Source organism: Massilia pseudoviolaceinigra (assembly GCF_030846505.1).
GTDB classification, from domain to species: domain Bacteria; phylum Pseudomonadota; class Gammaproteobacteria; order Burkholderiales; family Burkholderiaceae_D; genus Telluria_A; species Telluria_A violaceinigra.
Window position 1 is genome coordinate 85,167 of the sequence record NZ_JAVCWL010000025.1, and the last position, 17,351, is coordinate 102,517.

Genomic DNA, 17,351 nt, shown 5'->3' on the forward strand with positions numbered 1-17,351 from the left:
CAACAATCGCAACGATCGCCCGGTGCAGGGGGACAGCTTGTCCGGTCCCCTGCACTGGGCGCCTGCTACTGAAGGGTACCCATGCAACGCTCTTTACTGTTTCTGTTGTTCGCCGTCGCGCCGCTGGCTGCACAGGCAGCCGATGCCACCGATAATCAGTTGATCGAACGCGCAGTGCGCGACTATATCGAGTCGCAACACAAGGCCGATCCGCAACGCATGGAACGCGGTCTCGATCCCAGGCTCGCCAAGCGTACGTACTGGCAGGCGGCCGACGGCAGCGAATTCATCATGAATACCGACTTCGACGCCATGCTCAAGGTTGCCCGGACCTACAACAAGGACGGCACGAAATTTCCGGCACAGCCGCGGGTGGACATCAAGATCCTCGATGTCGACCAGCGTGTGGCGACCGTCAAGCTGAGCGCCGACGAGTGGATCGATTATATGCACCTGTATAAGAACCAGCGCAGCGAGTGGAAGATCGTCAATGTGCTCTGGCAGTACCATGACACTGCGCGCCAGGTCAGCAAAAAGTAAGCTGGCTGTGCGCGCCCTGGTGCGGCGCGCCGACGGTCCCGGGAGGACGCTGGCGCGAATCGTGCGCGCCGGTCGCCGGGACGATGGGGAATTTATTCCGGCTTCGCTTCCTCGGCATCATCCTCATCCGGTGTCTCGTTCTCTTCACCGCCAGGCGTGGTCTTGGCTTCCAGCTTGCGCCTGGCCTTCTCGTCCGCCTTTTTCTTCTTTTCTAATTCCCTCTGCCGCTTTTCGTACTGGAAATTAGTTTTAGCCATGGATCACCTCTTGGGTTATAAAAGAAAGGGGGGTAGTAAGACAGCATTATGACCCAGTTATGCGTTCGGCATTTGAATTAACCACGTGGGTGATGCTCCGCATGCAGGCGCTTCATGCGCTCGCGCGCAACATGCGTGTAAATTTGTGTAGTCGAAATATCCGCGTGCCCCAGCAACAGTTGCACAACCCGCAAGTCGGCGCCATGATTGAGCAAATGCGTGGCAAACGCATGGCGCAGGGTATGCGGCGACAGGGGCGCCGTGATGCCGGCATTGCCCGCATGCTTTTTAATCAAAATCCAGAACATCTGGCGCGACATCGGCCCCCCCCGTCCGGTCACGAACAGCGCATCGTCCATCTGGCCGTTCAGGATGATCCCACGCGCCTCTTTCAGGTAGCGTTCGATCCACTGGCGCGCTACCTGCCCGAACGGCACCAGGCGCGTTTTGCTGCCCTTGCCGGTGATGCGCAGCACGCCGTCGTTCAGGCTCAGCTCCATCATTTTCAAGGTCACCAGCTCGGATACGCGCAAGCCGCTCGCATACATCAGTTCGAGCATGGTGCGCTCGCGCAGTCCCAGCGGCGTGCTCACGTCGGGCGCCTGCAGCAAGGCTTCCACCTGCGCCTCGGTCAGGGTATGCACGAAACGCTGCGGCTGCTTGGCCGAGGCCATCTGCAGGCAAGGATCGGCCGTCATTTCCTTGTTGCGCAGCGCCAGCTGGTAAAAGCGCTTGAGCACCGACAGGCGCCGGTTGGCCGTACTCGGCTTCGATTCCGCATGGCGGTCCGAAAAATACCCTTCCAGCTCGCCTGGCCCCACCGCATGCAGGCTGGCCAGCGCCGGCCGCGTCACTTCCAGCCAGCGCGCGAACAGGCTCAGGTCGCGCCGGTAAGCGTCGATCGAGTTTTTCGCCAGCCCCTGCTCCAGCCACAGCTGGTCGCAGAAGGCGTCGATCAGTTGAAGATTGACTGCTGTTGCCATGGTCCCTTGCCCGCCCCTTCATGCGCAAGCAGCCAGCGCTTGACGCCCAGGTGGAAACCATTTCCATCATCGTGGTGCGAAAAGCCGCCCAGTCCGCCGGCGGCGGTGACGCGGTGACAGGGTATGATGATAGGAAACCAGTTGGCGCCGCAAGCCTGGCCCACCGCGCGCGGCGCCGAGCCGATGTGCTTGGCGACCTGTCCATAGGTGCGCACGGTGCCGCGCGGGATCGAGGAGATCGCATCCCACACCTTGCGCTGGAAAACGCTGCCAGCGTCCAGCAGCGGCAAACTGAAGCGGAAATCGGGATCGATCAGGTAGTGCGCCACCTGCTGCGCGGCCAGTTCGGCGACCGGATCGAGCGCGTCTTTTTCATCAAAGTGGGGCGGCAGGTAAACCAGTTCGCGCACGCGCGCGGCTTCGGTGCGGATGCCGACCGCCCCGAAGGGCGCTGCCACGATGGCCGAAAAAATAGTCTCTGCTTGATTGTTCATGTACGCAGTGTAGCGCAGCGAGGGCGTCAAACCAATCCGCCGCACTTTCCGGCAGACGAAAAAAAACGCACCTTGCGGTGCGTTCCAAATTTTGTTCACGTTCCCGGCCGTTTGGTCATGCCAACAGCATTCTGTAAAACGCGTGTCTCCTCGATATTTTCTCCGGTATGAACTACCGTTTCTTCTATCTTCCCACTCCCCCAACCTGCAATCCGTTCGCCCCATTCGCACCAGTATGGTGCTGAATCGGTGCTCATCATAACGTATTTAATTTCGGAAAATGTGGCTTTTTTTACACGCTAGGGGAAAATATATTTCAGTTGTAAATTAAATTAGGCAGCCACAGCGAGATCTGTGGTACATACGTCACCACCATCAGGAAGCCCAGCATCGTCAGCAGCCACGGCATCACCGCCACCGTGAGTTCCGAGATGCCCATCTTGGTAATGCCCGAGGCCACGTACAGGTTCAGGCCGACCGGCGGATGGCACATGCCCACTTCCATGTTGACGATGATCAGGATGCCGAAGTGCACCGGATCGATGCCCAGTTTCATCGCCACCGGGAACAGGATCGGCGCCATGATCAGGACGATCGACGATGGCTCCATCACGTTGCCGGCCAACAGCAGCAGGATGTTCACCACCAGCAGGAAGGTCACCACGCCCAGGCCCTGATCGGTAATCCAGGCCGCCATCGCTTGCGGAATGCCTTCGCTGGTCATCAGGAAGGAGAACAGCATCGCGTTGGTGATGATGTAGAGCAGCATGGCCGACATCGACGCCGAATCGAGCAGTACCTTGGCGACCTGCTTGATCTTCAAGTCCTTGTAGACGAACACGGCGATGATGAAGGCGTACACCGCCGCCATCGCGGCCGCTTCGGTCGGGGTGAACTTGCCCGAATAAATCCCGCCCATCACGATGACGATCAGCAGCAAGCCCCAGGCGCTCTTGCGGAACGCGTTCCAGCGCTCGCCCCAGCTCGCCTTCGGCATGCGCGGGTAGTTGTGCTTGCGCGCCAGGAACCAGGTAGTCAGGCCCAGCAGGCTGGCCAGCATCAGGCCCGGCACCACGCCGGCCATGAACAGCTGCCCGACCGAGGTATTGGTGGTGACCGAATACATCACCATCACGATCGATGGCGGAATCAGGATCCCGAGCGCGCCCGAGGTGGTGATGACGCCGGCACCGAAGCCGCGCGGATAGCCCTGGCGCACCATGGCCGGCAGGATGATCGAACCGATCGCCACCACCGTGGCCGGGCTGGAACCGGACACCGCCGCAAACAGCGCGCAGGCGACCACGCCGCCCAGCGCCAGGCCGCCGTGCCAGTGGCCGACCATCGCCGTGGCGAAGTTGATCATGCGCCGCGCCACCCCGCCGTGCGTGAGGAAATTACCCGCCAAAATGAAGAACGGAATCGCCATGATCTCGAACTTCTCGATGCCGGTAAACAGCTTGAGCGCGACCGACTGGATCGGCACGTCGGTCATGGTGAACAGGAAAGTCAGGACGGTCAGGCCGAGCGAAATCGAAATCGGCATGCCCGTCAACATCAACACGATCAGCAGGGCGAAGATGATGGCGGCGTTCATGCGGCACCGCCTTTCGCCGCGGCGATCTCGTCTTCCAGGCCTTCGACATGGCCGTGGTCATGCTTGGGCAAGGCGCCGGTGCGGATGAAGTGCACGGCCACCTGGATGAAGCGGAAGCACATCAGGTAGGAACCGAGCGGCACCGCCAGATACACCAGCCACATCGGCACTTCGAGGTCGGACGAGGTCTGGTCGGTCTGCGCCATGTGCCAGACGAAATTGGCGCCCAGGGTACCGACGATGGCGGTAAACGTGGCGCCGGCCAGCAGGCCGAAGACGATGAACTTGTCGCGCCACGGGGCGCTCAGGCGGTTGATGATCACATCGATGCCGACGTGGATGCCGGTGCGCACGCCGTACGCCGCCCCGAATTTCGCCATCCAGACGAACATGTAGATGCACAGCTCCTGGGCCCAGCTGGTGTTAATTTGAATCAGCCAGTCCTGCACGACCGGAATCGGCAGGCCGGAAAAATAGCGGTGGACCACCGCAACGAACACAACGAGCGTGGCTGCGCCCATCAGGCTCGCAATGATCCACTCTTCCAGATGGTCGAGAAATTTCATGTCGAATCCTTCAATAAAAAGGAAAGGGAGATAGGTGCGGCACGCGCCGGCGCCCTGCTCCAGGCAGGGGCGCCGGGGGCCTGTGTGTTTACTTCGCTGCTGCGGCCGTTTTGTTGATCGAACCGATCAGCTCAGCGCCGATGCGGCTTTCCATCTGCTTGTGCACTGGCAGCAATACCTTGCGCCATTCGGCCTGTTCAGCCGCAGTTGGCGTGTAGATGGCGGTCTTGCCGGTTTTCCTGATCGCTTCGAGCGCCAGGTCGTTATCGCGCTGGGCGATGGCTTTCTCGAACGTGGTGGCCTCGGCCATGGCCTTGACCAGGCTGGCGCGTATATCGGCCGGCAAGCCATCCCAGAATTTCTTGTTGACGATGACGGCATAGCCCAGGTAGCCGTGGTTGGACAGGGTCACGTGCTTCTGCACTTCGTGCATCTTTTGCGTGAACATGTTCGATGGCGGATTCTCGGTGCCGTCGACCACGCCGGTCTGGAGCGCCTGGTACACCTCGGAGAAGGCCAGCACCTGCGGGTTGGCGCCGAGCGCGCGCATCTGGGCGTCGAGTACCTTGGACGACTGGATGCGCAGCTTCTGGCCGCGGAAGTCGGCCGGCACGCGCAGCTGCTTGTTGGCCGACATCACCTTGAAGCCGTTATCCCAATACGCGAGGCCGGTAATGCCCTTCGGTTCGAGTTTTTGCAGCAAGCCCTTGCCGATCGGGCCTTCGGTCACGCTGTACAGCGCCGCCTTGCTCGGGAAAATGTAAGGCAGGTCGAAGGCTTCGAATTCCTTCACGCCCAGCGGGCCGAACTTGGCCAGCGAGGGCGCCAGCATTTGCACCGCGCCCAGCTGCAAGGCTTCGAGCTCTTCCTTATCCTTGTACAGCTGGCTGTTCGGGTAGACTTCGACCTTGACCCGGTTCATGGTGGCTTTCTCGGCCAGCATCTTGAAGCGCTCGGCGGCCTGGCCTTTGGGAGTGTCGGTTGCCACAACATGGCTGAACTTGATCACGATTGGCGCTTGCGCCCATGCATTGAAACTGGCCGCGGCGGCGAGCGCGACGACGAGCGATTTAATTTGCATACTTGACTCCCTGTTAATGGTAACCAACATTTCTTGACTGCAAGGCAGTCTGCCAATCGCCATTCTGCACTGCAATTGTGGATAACCACAATAGCCAATAGACACAATTTCGGACACTTTGCGCCAATGACTTCCTCATCCAAGCCCACGCGTCCCCCTTTCGTGCTCGGCGGCCCGTGGCGCTGGCTGCTGCCGGTACTGCTGGTGCTGCTGTTTCTGGCGGTGCTGTTCTGGCTGCCGTGGCAGGCGCGTCAGATGGAAGCCAACGAACGCCAGGAGCAACTGATCGCCGACACCCTGTGGGTCGAGCAAACCATCCGCTTCGAACTGACCCGCAACGAGGAAGCGCTGGCCGCGCTCGGCGCCGAACTGGCCGAAGGCAAGCTGGCCACGCCGGTGCTGCAAGCGCGCCTGGCCCAGATGATCAAGCTCAGCCACGAGCTGGAGCAGGTGCGCTGGTACGATGCCGACGCCCGCCTGATCTTGTCGAGCGCGGCGCCCGGCGCCCCGTCCCTGCGCGAGCCCGCGCGCGACGCCGCCGAGATGGCGCGCGCGGGGCGCAGCGGGCGCTACGCCGAACCGTATCGCGGCGTCCTGCCCCACCAGCGCCTGCTCGACTATCACCTGCCGCTGTTTCGCGACGGCGCCTACGTGGGCAGCCTGGTGGCCACGGTCGACCTCAAGATCCTGCTCGACGAAACCGTGCCCTGGTGGTTCGCCCAGGATAACGCCATTTCCCTGCTCGACCGCGACGACGCGCTGCTGGCCAAGCGCGCCGCCGCCGGTCCCGGGCGCGGGGTGTACACCCACAAGCGCGCGCTCGACCTGACGGGCGCCTCGGTAATGCTGGCCACCGACAGCGTCAAGAGCGAACCGCGCCTGCTGCCCAATCTGCTGGTCGGATCGGTGGTGCTGCTGGCGCTGGGGCTGGTGGCCAGCCTGGCGGCGCTGTGGCGCCACATCGCGCGCCGGCTGGCGGCCGAAGGCGCGTTACGCCAGCAGATGGCGTTTCGCACGGCCATGGAAAATTCGCTTGTCACCGGCCTGCGCGCGCGCGACCTGGAAGGGCGCGTCACCTACGTCAACCCGGCCTTTTGCCAGATGGTCGGCCTGCCGGCCGAGGAACTGCTGGGCAAGACCCCGCCCATGCCCTACTGGGCGCCGGAAGCGATGGCGGTCTACCAGCAGCGCTTCGCCGCCGTGCTGGCCGGCGAAGCGACCCAGCAGTTCGAAACCATCTTCCAGCGCACCGACGGCGTGCGCGTGCCGGTGCTCATTTTCGAGGCCCCGCTGGTCGACAGCGACGGGCGCCAGACCGGCTGGATGAGTTCGATTCTCGACATCTCCGACCTGAAACGCGTCGAGGAACTCAACCGCCAGCAGCAGGAAAAGCTGCAGGCCAGCGCGCGCCTGGCCACCATGGGCGAGATTTCCTCGATGCTGGCGCACGAGCTGAACCAGCCGCTGGCGGCGATCGCCAGCTACACCACGGGCGCGCTGAACGTGCTGGGACGGGCCCAGGCCAGCGCCGAGGCGGTCGACGCCGGCCTGCTCAAGCCGGCGCTGGAACAGGCCAGCCTGCAAGCCCAGCGTGCCGGCCAGATCATCCGCAGCGTGCACGAGTTCGTGAAAAAGCGCGAACCGCAGCGCCAGCAGATCGGCGTCCATGCCCTGGTCGAGGGCATTTACGCGCTGATCGAACTGCAGGCGCGCAAGTTTTACGTGGTGCTCGAGACCCATATCGCGCCCGACCTGCCGTGCGTGAGCGCGGACCGCATGATGCTCGAACAGGTTTTGCTGAACCTGACGCGCAACGGCATCGAAGCGATGCAGGACATCGCCCCCGGGCGGCGGGTACTGCGCATCAGCGCCACCTGCGAGCACGGCCAGGTGTGCGTGGCCGTGACCGACCAGGGCCACGGCATTGCGCCCGAGGTGGCCGAACGCTTGTTTTCGCCGTTTTTCTCGACCAAGGCCGAAGGCATGGGCATGGGTTTGTCGGTGTGCCGCAGCGCCGTCGAATTTCACGGCGGCAGCCTGAAACACGCCGCCAATCCGGCCGGCGGCACCATCTTCAGCTTCAGCTTGCCGGCGCAAGCGGCGCCGCTGGGGTAGACTACGCGAAAAACCGGAGACTCCCATGTTGCATATCGTCGATGACGAGGACGTCCTGCGCGACTCCCTCGTCTGGCTGGCGCGCTCCCGCGGCATTGACGCCTGCGGGCACGCCAGCGCCCATCTTTTCCTGGAGCAGGCCGCGGCCCGTTTCGATGCGCAGGGCGACTGCCTGCTGCTCGACGTGCGCATGCCCGACCTGAACGGCGTGGCCGTGTTCGACCAGCTGGTCGCGCGCGGCCTGACCGCGCGCCTGCCCGTCATCTTCCTGACCGGCCACGGCGACGTGCCGATGGCGGTCGACAGCCTGAAACGCGGCGCCTTCGACTTCTTTGAAAAGCCGTTCGACGGCAACCGCCTGATGGACCGGGTCGAGGAAGCGCTGGCGATGTCGCGCCAGGCGGGCGCCAGCGCGCTGGTGCAGGCGCGCCTGGCCAGCCTGTCGGCGCGCGAACGCGAAGTGCTGGACCTGATCCTGGCCGGCAAGATGAACAAGGTTGTCGCCGACCAGCTCGGCATCAGCATGCGCACGGTGGAGGTGCACCGCGCCCATATCTTCGACAAGATGCAGGTGAAAACCGCGGTGGAACTGGCCGGCCTGCTCAAATAACCCGGGTATAGCTTTCCCCTATCGGAATCAGATACAGAATCAACTGTCTTTTCCAAATGCGAACGATTATCATTCACTAATCGCACACGCAACGGGAAGGACGGCATCATGGTCAGGGCAGCGGCAAAAACGACGAGCAGGATCGCCACCCACATGGCCATTGCCTTCGCCCTGACCTGGCTGATGACCGGTTCCATCGCCCTAGGCGGGCTGGCCGCCCTGATCGAGCCGGTGCTCAACGTGGCGCTGCTGCCGCTGCATGAAACAGCCTGGCATGCGCTGGCGGGGCTGGCGCGCACGGCGCGTGGCCGCATGCTGGCGCTGGGGCTGGAAAAGCTCAGCCAGACCGGCCTGCACATCGCCGTCGCCTTCGGCGTGATGGCCTGGGCCAGCGGCTCGCTGGCCTTCGGCGGGCTGGCGGCGCTGATCGAACCGGTGCTCAACGTCATCGCCCTGCCCTTCCACGACCGCCTGTGGGACCGCTTCGGCAAGGGTGGCCGCAAAGAAATTGAACAACATAATCAAAATGAAAATGAACGCAACGGTGCGTACCCGGGTCAAACACTGGTAGCATAATTTCGCTTCCTAATTCAATCTGGGTACTATCCGATGAGCGAGAAAACGATAGCCGACAAGATGTACCTGAAGACCGCGAAGTCGCTCGCGGTCTTCAATGGCGGGGTGCATCCGGCCATGATGGAACAGTTGCCGAAGAGCTTGATCAACGAAGACGAAGGACCGGCGGACGTGGTGCTGGTGTTCGCGCTGAGCCAGGCTGAACTGGAACGCTGGTTTCCGGCCGCGCTGGAGCGGCTGGGCGACAAGGGGTCCTTGTGGGTTGCCTACCTCAAGCCGAGCGCGCCGAAGGCGACCGACCTCACCCGCGATTCCATTTTCGCGTGGGCCAAGGAGCGCGGGGTGACCGGCGTGGCGATGATATCGATGGACAGCGACTGGTCGGCGGTGAGGTTGAAGCGGTTGTAGGGGCTGAACTGTTATATCGCGACGCCCCTGGCCGTCGTTAAACTGTTATTTCGTTACACTCCTGGCCGTCGTTCCCGCGCCAAGGCGGCACTCGTCGGGAACCCAAGTTGCTCGCTCAGCTGATGGCTACAGCACGAACTTGGGTTCCCGCCTTTGGGGGAACGACGGACTGAAGGATGAGCGGGATCGTGTTGGAGTAGCTATTGGCGCCAATAACGACTTTGGTACGGTTGCCGTTGGCGTCGTACTCGAAACGTTGGGTGGCAGTGGTGCTGGTAAAGCCGATCAGGCGATCGTGTCCATCGTAGCTGTAACGCTGGTCCAGCCTGCTTGACGTGACGTTCCCCGTATGCGTGCTCGCCACGATCCGTCCGGCGGCATCGTAACTGAGCGTGCGCGTCGCACCTCCAATTTTCAGGTGGCCGAGAGGGTAACTGACAATGCGATTTTCCAGGTCGAACTGGCGCTCGTATTTGTTCGGAGTTCCCGCGCTGTGATTGCCCCATATCCATGCGCGCACGGCGCCAAACGGTTGGTAGGTGATCTGACTTAGAATTGTGGTGCGCGCAGCATTCGGACGCGTCAGGCCTAGTGTCGACGGCTTCCCATTGCTGTCGTAGGTGATGTCGATGCGATTGCCGCTGGGGTAGGTCATCGAGGTGACGTGTCCAACGGCACTTCCTTCGCTGCCATAGGTGTACGCGGTTACGAACCGCCTTGACCCCGGGCCGCTCGCCTGTTCCTTCCTCACCAGCCTCCCCATGCCGTCGTAGGCGTACATCGTTTTTCCAGCCTCATCCGACATTGCCGTCACACGGCCGGCTGCGGGACTGCCGGCCGCCCCATATTCAAACGTGCTGGTGCCGATGGCTGTCACGCGACCCGCCGCGTCGTATCGATGGACGGTCTTGCGTCCAGTCGCATCGGTGCGTAATATCACTTTTCCAGCGCCATCGAACTGCGTGGTCGTGGTTCCGGTATCTGGGCTGATGAGCGCCGTTTGCTGCCCCAGCCCGTTGACGACGTAGCGCGTCTGCAATCGACGCGGATCGAGCACCGATGCAAGCTGATCCTGCTGCGTGTACGCGTAGTCGACCGTTGACGGCTTGCCCGTGGCATCCGCAGCAGGCAGCGTCTGTTGGATCAGACGATGAGACGTGTCGTAAGTTCCCTTGCTGACGCGCGCCATTTGATCGGTACTCGATGTCAGGTTGCCGGCCGCATCGTATTCAAAGCGCGCGCCCGGGTCTTTGGCACTGCGCTGCTCCCGCTGCAGGCGATTGAGCGCATCAAAGGCGCGCGTGGTCTGCGCCACCAGTTTACCGCTCGGGTCTTTCACATCCTGGCGTACTGCATTGCCCATGGCATCGAGCGTGAAGCTGATGCTGCTCCCGGCACGGTCCCGCATGCCGGTGAGGCGATGCGCGTCGTCATACGTGTATTCCAGCGCAGAGCCGTCGGGTGCAGTCATACGGACCAGTTGTCCGGCAACGTCGTACTCATAACGCGTTGTTTCAGCGCGTCCGCTGGCATCGCGGATCGTGCTCGACACCAGGCGCTGGCGCGGGCCATATTCGGATTCAACTACCTGGCCGCTGGGATACCGGATTTTGGTCGGCAAGCCATCCTCGCTGTATTCGAGGTAATTGGTGACCTCGCCGACGCTGTTGCGCACGCTTGCCAAGTCGCCAGGGTGGTGGCTTGCGCTGGTGTCGGCGTAGTAGACCATGCTCGACGATTCGGCCTTTCCATTGACATCAACCGGGCCGCTGCTAGTCAGCATCTGCCCGGTGCGATTGTAGGTGTAGCGCCATTCCTGGGCAGGGCCGGTTCGCGCCGCAGCAAAACCGAGGCCGCCATTGCTGTCGCTGGTCGCCTCGATGGTCCTGCGGCATACGACGGCGATTGGCTTCCCATTTGGCAGCACGGCGCCGCCAGCGCATTCCACGACCTTGCCAGCGGCATCGCGCTGGCCGTTGTAGACCGTCGTTTCCATGCGCCCAGGCGAAGTGGTAGTGGTGGCTAGAGGCCAGTCCGGATGCCAGCGCGTACTCGTCTTGCGCACAGCGGCTGAAATCGCGCTGTCGATGCTCGCGGGGCATGCGGCATCCTTGGCCAGCCCGGTCATGCTTGCCAGCTCGTTTCCACGGACGGGATCGCTGATGAAGCAGGTCTTATTTCCATTGAAATCGGTACGGCTGGTCACGTCGCCTTTGTCGCTGTAGGTGGTTGCCTTGGCACTTGCGGCGCAGCCAGAGCCAGCGGGCTGGCTTTCGCCGGTAATCCGATTCCGGCTCTTGCTGTGATCGGAGTCGTACCCAAGGTCGATGCTACGGCTACTGCCGAGCGGATCGGTTACGACTCTGCTGTTCGAGCTGGGATAGGAAAATGTGTAGCGCTGCGCGCCGCCGGCGTGCTCCGTCAGCACGGCCTGGCCGTCGCCGTTGTACGCATACGTGGCAAAGCGCTTGCCATGTTCATCGGAGATTCCGGTGAGCAGGAAGCGATCGGTGGCGTCTTCGTAGTGGTACGCGCGCGATGACGTCTCAACACCGGAGCGGTCAAGAAAATGCACCCCGATGAGGCGGGCCGTGCCTTCAATGGCCGGGTAGCCGCGTATGACAGTCCGCTCATATTCGTAGCGCACGCTGCCGGTGGCATTGGAAATCGACACGATGACATCACCCTCCCACACGATTGCCAGGCTACGGCCGCTTGTGTCGACAATCTTGGTGAGCTGGTTTTTGGCGTCGTAGGTGTAATGCGCGGCCGTGCCGGAGCGCCTATGAACGCTGCCGAGTCTGAAATCGTCGCCATTGCGGAGGTAACGTTCGACCGTGCCATCCGGCGTCGTTACAAGCCAGACAGAGTCATCGGTGCCTTGCACTTCGAGGGTCGTACTCCTGTCATAGTTAGGTTTGTATTTGCCGTCATCCTGCCGCCAGAACTCAAAATGACTGCCGTCGCTGAGCGCGCCAGTGACTCTCGACCTGGCCTTGTCCATCAATTGTTGAGGTGCGGAAAAGTCCCGCTCGAAAGAAAAGGACCAGCCCACGCCCGCTGATTGTCCGCCCGCGCTGACGCGCATACTATGGTAAGTGCGCCGAACGCGCAGTAGATCACTGGCGTCGCCACCCAGATCGTTTTCATGCTGGATTTTTGCGCCGCTGATGAACTGAACCGGGTTTCCTGCTGCCTCCCCACATTTCAAGGGCGCGGGAGGTTCCCGCCCTTCTTTGCGACAAACGCCCTGTCGGTAAGTCTCGTATCCCCGTTTACAACTCAGATTGGCCTCCCCATACCAGCGAACGCTGCCTCCGGGACTCATCCTGTAGTAGCATAGAAACATATCGCGCCGGTCTTTGTAAGGCCGCATCTCCACAAGCGGGCTTCGGAAGTGATTCATCGCTGTCGTTTCACAGGCAGTAACCGGATCGGCCGCATAAATATTCGGCCAAGGTTTCCAGGTGTAATACGACCAGCCCCACGTTCCCTCTGGTATGCCGCTTTCCGCCCGCGCACTACTGTGCACGAGGAGCAGCAGTATCAGCGCCGAACGTATGAGATGACTCAGCGACGGAAACGGGCTTGCGTTGGGCATGGTTTTCCTGTCCTCTACGGGAGAATGCTAGCGACAATTGCCAGCGGGAAAACCAAGAATATCGACTTGACTAGCTAGAACATTGCCTCATCGCACATCATTACGTGCACCTGATTATTCCAGATCATTCTTCCAAAAAAGACGTTCATGGCGCACCCGACAAGTTGCCAAGTACCCGCTCAAAAACATACGTGATTTTTGTCTTCCATATCCGGCGCCCTACGTGGTACACGCTAGACGGCATGAGCGCTGCACCGGCTCCCTATTCCTGCTTGGCGCCCGCCGCAGCCAGAGGCGCGGCTAGTTCCTGCTTGAAGTGCCGGTATTGCGCCAGCAGGTCGGTGCAGATCATCTGCATAGTCGACTTTGTGCGGATCGTCGATACGATGAATTTTCCCGGATCAGCGGCTAGGCCTCCGCGCGCACAAACGCCCGCTCGTCTAATTATGTGTGCATAAGATCGTCTGAACGTCGATCTATACGCCTGCACTTTGTTGGGTCGTTAGAGCAGACCAAGCAAATCAAGCTTCCGATCCCCTGGATCGGGGAAGAGCGCACAGACCAGACTCCACCCGCACCTCAAGCATGTCGCTTCAACGCCCACGCCACATGCTCCCGCACCATCGGCGAGGCATCGTCCGCGCGTGCCTGCAAGGCCGCCACGATCCTTGCATCGCCCTTCCTCCCCTCGGCCGCATTGCCCAGCCCCACCGCCAGATTGCGCAACCAGCGCTCGTGGCCGATGCGCCGGATAGGACTGCCCTCCAGCTTGCGCCCGAATTCCTCCTCGCTCCAGCCGAACAGACTCACCATGTCCGCACTGCCGAGTTCATTGCGCTCATCAAAATCGGGCACCACGGCGCGCTGCGCGAACTTATTCCATGGGCACGCGGTCTGACAATCATCGCAGCCGTACACGCGGTTGCCGATCAAGGGCCGCAGCTCTTCCGGGATGCTGTTTTTCAGTTCAATGGTCAGGTACGAAATGCAGCGGCGCGCATCGAGCCGCCCGGGCGCCAGAATCGCCTGGGTCGGGCACGCGGTGATGCACGCACTGCACTGGCCGCAGTGGGCACTGGCCGGCGCATCGACGGGCAGCGCCACATCCACCAGGATTTCCCCAATGAAAAACATCGACCCCGCATCGCGATTCAGAATCAGGGTGTGCTTGCCGCGCCAGCCGATGCCGGCTTTTTCGGCCAGCGGCAGCTCCATCACCGGCGCCGAGTCGGTAAACACCCGGAAGCCCAGCTGCCCGGTCTCGCGCTCGATGCGCTCGGCCAGCTGCTGCAGGCGGCTGCGCAGCACCTTATGATAGTCGCGGCCGCGCGCATAGATCGAAATGACGGCCGCGCCGGGGTCGCGCAGACGCGCCGCTTCACGCTCGCGCCAGTCGTCGGAGGTAGCCGCCGGCAGGTAATCCATGCGCGCGCTGATCACCCGCACCGTGCCCGGCACCAGCTCGGCGGGACGGGCGCGCTTCATGCCGTGGCTGGCCATGTAATCCATCTCGCCATGGCGGCCCGCGTCCAGCCAGGCCTGCAAGCCGGCTTCGGCATGCGACAGGTCGGCGTCGCTGATGCGCACGTCGGCAAAGCCCAGCTCGGTCCCCCAGCGCTTGATGGACTGCGCCAATGCGGACAAATCGGGTTCGGCGTGGGAAGAATGCATGCTGGGCGGGAGTACAATCGGGGAACTGACAAACATCACAGACCACATTCTATTCCATGCAGCACTTCAAAGCCCACCTCCACGACGAAGCCGGCACCGCCGCACTGGGCGCCGCACTGGCGCGCGCCTTGCTGCCGGGCCTGGCAATCCACCTGCACGGCGACCTCGGCGCCGGCAAGACCGCCCTCACCCGCGCCCTGCTGCACGCGGCCGGCCACGCGGGCACCGTCAAGAGTCCGACCTATACCTTGTCCGAGCCGTACAGCATCAAGCTCGACGGGCGCGCAGTGAACGTCATCCATTTCGACCTGTACCGCATGGCCAGTGCGGAAGAATTCCTGGACGCCGGTTTTCGCGAAGAATTTAACGGGGACAACATCTGCATCGTCGAATGGCCGGAAAAAGCCGATCCGGTGCTGCCGCCGCCCGACCTGAGTGTCTCCCTTCACGTTGCCGGGCTCGGCCGTGATGTAGAATTGCAAGCGTTGTCTGACCTGGGTTTGCTATGCCTCAACCGCCTTACATTCGCACCAAACCTTTGATTCCGGGACCAGTAACCCGGCGCACCATCCTCAAAGCTGGCGGCACCCTGCTGCTTTCCGTGTTTCCCGTCCTGCCCGCCGCCGCCGCGCAAATTCTCGCGGTGCGCGTCTGGCCGGCTGCCGACTACACCCGCGTCACGCTCGAAAACGATAGCGACCTGAAGGTCACCCACTTCACCGTGCCCGACCCGCAGCGCCTGGTGGTCGACATCGAAGGACTGGAACTCAATCCCACCCTGAAAAGCCTGGTGGCCAAGATCCAGTCGGGCGACCCCTACATCAAGCAGGTGCGCGTGGGCCAGAACCGGCCCAACGTGGTGCGTTTGGTGTTCGACCTGAAAGAAGAAATCAAGCCGCAGGTATTTACGCTCGAACCTGTCGGCACCTACAAGCACCGCCTCATTTTCGACCTGTATCCGGTCAAGGCGGTCGACCCGATCGCGGCGATGATCGAAAAAGGCGAGTGGTCGCGCGCCGATGCGCCGGTCGGCAGCCCGGAACTGCCGGCGCCCGCGCCCAGGCCCCCGGTGGCGGCAGCACAGGCGACGCCGCCGGCAAGCGCGCCGGTCACCGCGCCCGCCGTCACGCCGCCAAGCGTGGTGGTGACGCCGCCGGCACCCGTGCCGGCCCCAATTCTTGTGCCCCCGGCCGGTCCCGTGCTGGCCCAGCCAACCGTGCCGGTGGCGCCAGCGCTGCCGGTACCGAAAACCGACCTGCCCGAACCGGCCCCGGTGCGTCCCGACCCGCCGCGCGTGGCCGCGCAAAAGGGTGACAAGGGCGGCAAGGTGGTGCGCATGATGACCATTGCGCTCGACCCCGGCCATGGTGGCGAAGACCCGGGCGCGATCGGCTCGGCCGGCACGCGCGAAAAAGACATCGTGCTGGCCATCGCCAAGCGGCTCAAGTTCAAGCTGGAGGAGCAGCCCAACATGCGCGTCATGCTCACGCGCGACGGCGACTACTTCGTGCCGCTCGGCGTGCGCGTGGAAAAAGCGCGCAAGGTGCAGGCCGACCTGTTCGTGTCGATCCACGCCGACGCCTTCATGCTGCCGACCGCGCGCGGCTCGTCGGTGTTCGTGCTGTCCGAAAAAGGCGCCACCTCGACCGCCGCGCGCTGGCTCGCCAACAAGGAAAACCTGGCCGACGCCATCGGCGGCGTGAACATCCAGAGCCACGACAAGCAGATCGCCAGCGTGCTGCTCGACCTGTCGACGACGGCCCAGATCAACGACTCCATGAAGCTCGGCAAAGCGGTACTGGGCGAAATCAGCGGCATCGCGCGCCTGCACAAAGGCTCGGTCGAACAGGCCGGCTTCGCGGTGCTGAAAGCGCCCGACATTCCATCGATCCTGATCGAGACGGCCTTCATTTCGAACCCCGAAGAAGAAGCCAAGCTGCGCGACAACGGCTACCAGGACCAGATCGCGGCCGCCATCACCAAGGGCATCAAGCGCTATTTCGCGGCCAATCCGCCGCTGGCCAAGGGCCGCCAGACATGAGCAAACCATGAACACAATCGAGATGGTCGACTACGGCCAACTGCCGGCCGTGCGCATCCGCGGAGCCGACGGGGCCCAGGCCATCGTCACCCTGTACGGCGCGCACCTGGTGTCGTGGCAGGGCGCCGACGGCGCCGAGCGCCTGTTCTGCAGCGCCGCTTCAAAACTCGACGGCAGCCGCGCCATCCGCGGCGGCGTGCCGGTGATCTTCCCCCAGTTCGCCGAACGCGGCACCGGCTTGCGCCACGGCTTTGCGCGCGTGGCCACCTGGCGCCTGGCCGACAGCGGCGCGCACGATGGCGCCGCGTTTGCCGTTTTCATGCTGGAAGATGGCGACCTGGCGCCGGCGCTGGCGCAAGCCTGGCCGCACGGCTTCGCGCTGGCGCTGCGGGTGGAGGTCCATGGCGCCGCGCTCGCGCTGACGCTGGAGGTGCGCAATACCGGCGCCGATGCGTTTGCGTTTTCGGCCGCCCTGCACACCTACTTTTCGGTCAGCCAGCTGGGGCAGGTGCGCATCGGCGGCGTGCAGGAAGGACTGCTGCAAATCGACGACAAGTTCGACCATATCTATCGCGGCATCGATGGTGCCATGACGCTCGCCGACGCAGCCACCACCCTGCACCTTGCGCAAGACGGCTTTGGCGACGCAGTGGTGTGGAACCCGGGTGCGCTCGACGCGGCCGCGCTGAACGACATGGAGGATGCCGAATACCAGCGCTTTGTGTGCATCGAACCGGCCCTGATCGAACCGTTGACCCTGGCCGCGGGCGCCGCCTGGCGCGGCGCGCACACGATCAGGATCGGCGCATGA

16 protein-coding genes are annotated in these 17,351 nt (G+C 62.8%); 8 read left to right on the forward strand and 8 right to left on the reverse strand.

Features of this window, described 5'->3' with window-relative positions; translation table 11 throughout:
* Nucleotides 1-81 precede the first annotated feature (81 nt).
* Nucleotides 82-540, forward strand: a complete 459-nt coding sequence (locus tag RBA40_RS22945) for a nuclear transport factor 2 family protein (RefSeq protein WP_306650234.1) — start codon at nucleotides 82-84, stop codon at nucleotides 538-540.
* Nucleotides 541-632: 92 nt separating this feature from the next.
* On the opposite strand, the gene RBA40_RS22950 is transcribed toward RBA40_RS22945, so the two are convergent.
* The 6 genes from RBA40_RS22950 to RBA40_RS22975 form a co-directional block, all read right to left on the reverse strand.
* The gene (locus tag RBA40_RS22950; protein ID WP_167087072.1) at nucleotides 633-797 is read right to left on the reverse strand and encodes a hypothetical protein; all 165 of its coding nucleotides are present in this window, start codon (nucleotides 795-797) and stop codon (nucleotides 633-635) included.
* Nucleotides 798-874: 77 nt separating this feature from the next.
* Complete coding sequence (gene xerD, locus RBA40_RS22955; protein WP_306650235.1) at nucleotides 875-1,780, reverse strand: site-specific tyrosine recombinase XerD; 906 nt, start codon at nucleotides 1,778-1,780, stop codon at nucleotides 875-877.
* Complete coding sequence (locus RBA40_RS22960; protein ID WP_306650236.1) at nucleotides 1,753-2,274, reverse strand: methylated-DNA--[protein]-cysteine S-methyltransferase; 522 nt, start codon at nucleotides 2,272-2,274, stop codon at nucleotides 1,753-1,755. Before RBA40_RS22960 ends, xerD begins: the two co-directional genes overlap by 28 nt.
* A gap of 316 nt (nucleotides 2,275-2,590) precedes the next feature.
* On the reverse strand, nucleotides 2,591-3,871 hold the full coding sequence (locus tag RBA40_RS22965; RefSeq protein WP_306650238.1) for a TRAP transporter large permease: 1,281 nt from the start codon (nucleotides 3,869-3,871) through the stop codon (nucleotides 2,591-2,593).
* Complete coding sequence (locus RBA40_RS22970) at nucleotides 3,868-4,437, reverse strand: TRAP transporter small permease (RefSeq protein ID WP_306650240.1); 570 nt, start codon at nucleotides 4,435-4,437, stop codon at nucleotides 3,868-3,870. Before RBA40_RS22970 ends, RBA40_RS22965 begins: the two co-directional genes overlap by 4 nt.
* Nucleotides 4,438-4,525: 88 nt before the next feature.
* On the reverse strand, nucleotides 4,526-5,518 hold the full coding sequence (locus RBA40_RS22975; RefSeq protein WP_306650242.1) for a TRAP transporter substrate-binding protein: 993 nt from the start codon (nucleotides 5,516-5,518) through the stop codon (nucleotides 4,526-4,528).
* 126 nt (nucleotides 5,519-5,644) lie between these two features.
* Between RBA40_RS22975 and RBA40_RS22980 the strand changes: the two genes are divergently transcribed.
* From RBA40_RS22980 to RBA40_RS22995, 4 genes are all read left to right on the forward strand, one after another.
* Nucleotides 5,645-7,633 carry a PAS domain S-box protein gene (locus RBA40_RS22980; RefSeq protein WP_306650244.1) on the forward strand — a complete coding sequence of 663 codons (1,989 nt, stop codon included), beginning with the start codon at nucleotides 5,645-5,647 and terminating at the stop codon, nucleotides 7,631-7,633.
* A gap of 25 nt (nucleotides 7,634-7,658) precedes the next feature.
* Nucleotides 7,659-8,243 carry a response regulator transcription factor gene (locus RBA40_RS22985; RefSeq protein WP_099875263.1) on the forward strand — a complete coding sequence of 195 codons (585 nt, stop codon included), beginning with the start codon at nucleotides 7,659-7,661 and terminating at the stop codon, nucleotides 8,241-8,243.
* A gap of 108 nt (nucleotides 8,244-8,351) precedes the next feature.
* Nucleotides 8,352-8,819, forward strand: coding sequence for a DUF2061 domain-containing protein (locus RBA40_RS22990; protein WP_306650245.1), 468 nt, complete (start codon nucleotides 8,352-8,354; stop codon nucleotides 8,817-8,819).
* 33 nt (nucleotides 8,820-8,852) lie between these two features.
* Entirely contained in the window at nucleotides 8,853-9,227 is a 375-nt protein-coding gene (locus RBA40_RS22995) for a DUF3052 domain-containing protein (protein ID WP_306628178.1), read from the forward strand.
* A 115-nt stretch (nucleotides 9,228-9,342) separates the two neighbouring features.
* Here the strand turns inward: RBA40_RS22995 and RBA40_RS23000 are convergent, their stop codons facing one another.
* Nucleotides 9,343-12,828, reverse strand: a complete 3,486-nt coding sequence (locus RBA40_RS23000; RefSeq protein ID WP_306650246.1) for a DUF6531 domain-containing protein — start codon at nucleotides 12,826-12,828, stop codon at nucleotides 9,343-9,345.
* A 579-nt stretch (nucleotides 12,829-13,407) separates the two neighbouring features.
* Nucleotides 13,408-14,499, reverse strand: a complete 1,092-nt coding sequence (queG, locus tag RBA40_RS23005; RefSeq protein ID WP_306650247.1) for a tRNA epoxyqueuosine(34) reductase QueG — start codon at nucleotides 14,497-14,499, stop codon at nucleotides 13,408-13,410.
* Between the two features lie 56 nt (nucleotides 14,500-14,555).
* On the opposite strand from queG, the gene tsaE reads away from it, so the two are divergent.
* Genes tsaE through RBA40_RS23020 form a run of 3 tightly spaced genes read left to right on the forward strand, consistent with a single transcriptional unit; the run spans nucleotide 14,556 to nucleotide 17,351 of the window.
* A complete protein-coding gene (gene tsaE, locus RBA40_RS23010) occupies nucleotides 14,556-15,041 on the forward strand; it encodes a tRNA (adenosine(37)-N6)-threonylcarbamoyltransferase complex ATPase subunit type 1 TsaE (RefSeq protein ID WP_099875258.1) in 486 nt (161 codons plus the stop codon).
* Nucleotides 15,005-16,540 carry an N-acetylmuramoyl-L-alanine amidase gene (locus RBA40_RS23015; RefSeq protein ID WP_306650248.1) on the forward strand — a complete coding sequence of 512 codons (1,536 nt, stop codon included), beginning with the start codon at nucleotides 15,005-15,007 and terminating at the stop codon, nucleotides 16,538-16,540. The genes tsaE and RBA40_RS23015 overlap by 37 nt, the downstream gene beginning before the upstream one ends.
* Before the next feature lie 7 nt (nucleotides 16,541-16,547).
* Complete coding sequence (locus RBA40_RS23020; RefSeq protein WP_306650250.1) at nucleotides 16,548-17,351, forward strand: D-hexose-6-phosphate mutarotase; 804 nt, start codon at nucleotides 16,548-16,550, stop codon at nucleotides 17,349-17,351.

Bases quoted from the DNA above. Each gene is read 5' to 3' on its own strand.
- RBA40_RS22975 (WP_306650242.1), bottom strand. From the start codon at position 5,518: ATGCAAATTAAATCGCTCGTCGTCGCGCTCGCCGCCGCGGCCAGTTTC.
- xerD (WP_306650235.1), bottom strand. From the start codon at position 1,780: ATGGCAACAGCAGTCAATCTTCAACTGATCGACGCCTTCTGCGACCAG.
- RBA40_RS22970 (WP_306650240.1), bottom strand. From the start codon at position 4,437: ATGAAATTTCTCGACCATCTGGAAGAGTGGATCATTGCGAGCCTGATG.
- RBA40_RS22990 (WP_306650245.1), top strand. From the start codon at position 8,352: ATGGTCAGGGCAGCGGCAAAAACGACGAGCAGGATCGCCACCCACATG.
- RBA40_RS23020 (WP_306650250.1), top strand. From the start codon at position 16,548: ATGAACACAATCGAGATGGTCGACTACGGCCAACTGCCGGCCGTGCGC.
- RBA40_RS22950 (WP_167087072.1), bottom strand. From the start codon at position 797: ATGGCTAAAACTAATTTCCAGTACGAAAAGCGGCAGAGGGAATTAGAA.
- RBA40_RS22960 (WP_306650236.1), bottom strand. From the start codon at position 2,274: ATGAACAATCAAGCAGAGACTATTTTTTCGGCCATCGTGGCAGCGCCC.
- RBA40_RS23015 (WP_306650248.1), top strand. From the start codon at position 15,005: ATGCCTCAACCGCCTTACATTCGCACCAAACCTTTGATTCCGGGACCA.
- queG (WP_306650247.1), bottom strand. From the start codon at position 14,499: ATGCATTCTTCCCACGCCGAACCCGATTTGTCCGCATTGGCGCAGTCC.
- RBA40_RS23000 (WP_306650246.1), bottom strand. From the start codon at position 12,828: ATGCCCAACGCAAGCCCGTTTCCGTCGCTGAGTCATCTCATACGTTCG.
- RBA40_RS22985 (WP_099875263.1), top strand. From the start codon at position 7,659: ATGTTGCATATCGTCGATGACGAGGACGTCCTGCGCGACTCCCTCGTC.
- RBA40_RS22965 (WP_306650238.1), bottom strand. From the start codon at position 3,871: ATGAACGCCGCCATCATCTTCGCCCTGCTGATCGTGTTGATGTTGACG.
- RBA40_RS22980 (WP_306650244.1), top strand. From the start codon at position 5,645: ATGACTTCCTCATCCAAGCCCACGCGTCCCCCTTTCGTGCTCGGCGGC.
- RBA40_RS22945 (WP_306650234.1), top strand. From the start codon at position 82: ATGCAACGCTCTTTACTGTTTCTGTTGTTCGCCGTCGCGCCGCTGGCT.
- RBA40_RS22995 (WP_306628178.1), top strand. From the start codon at position 8,853: ATGAGCGAGAAAACGATAGCCGACAAGATGTACCTGAAGACCGCGAAG.
- tsaE (WP_099875258.1), top strand. From the start codon at position 14,556: ATGCAGCACTTCAAAGCCCACCTCCACGACGAAGCCGGCACCGCCGCA.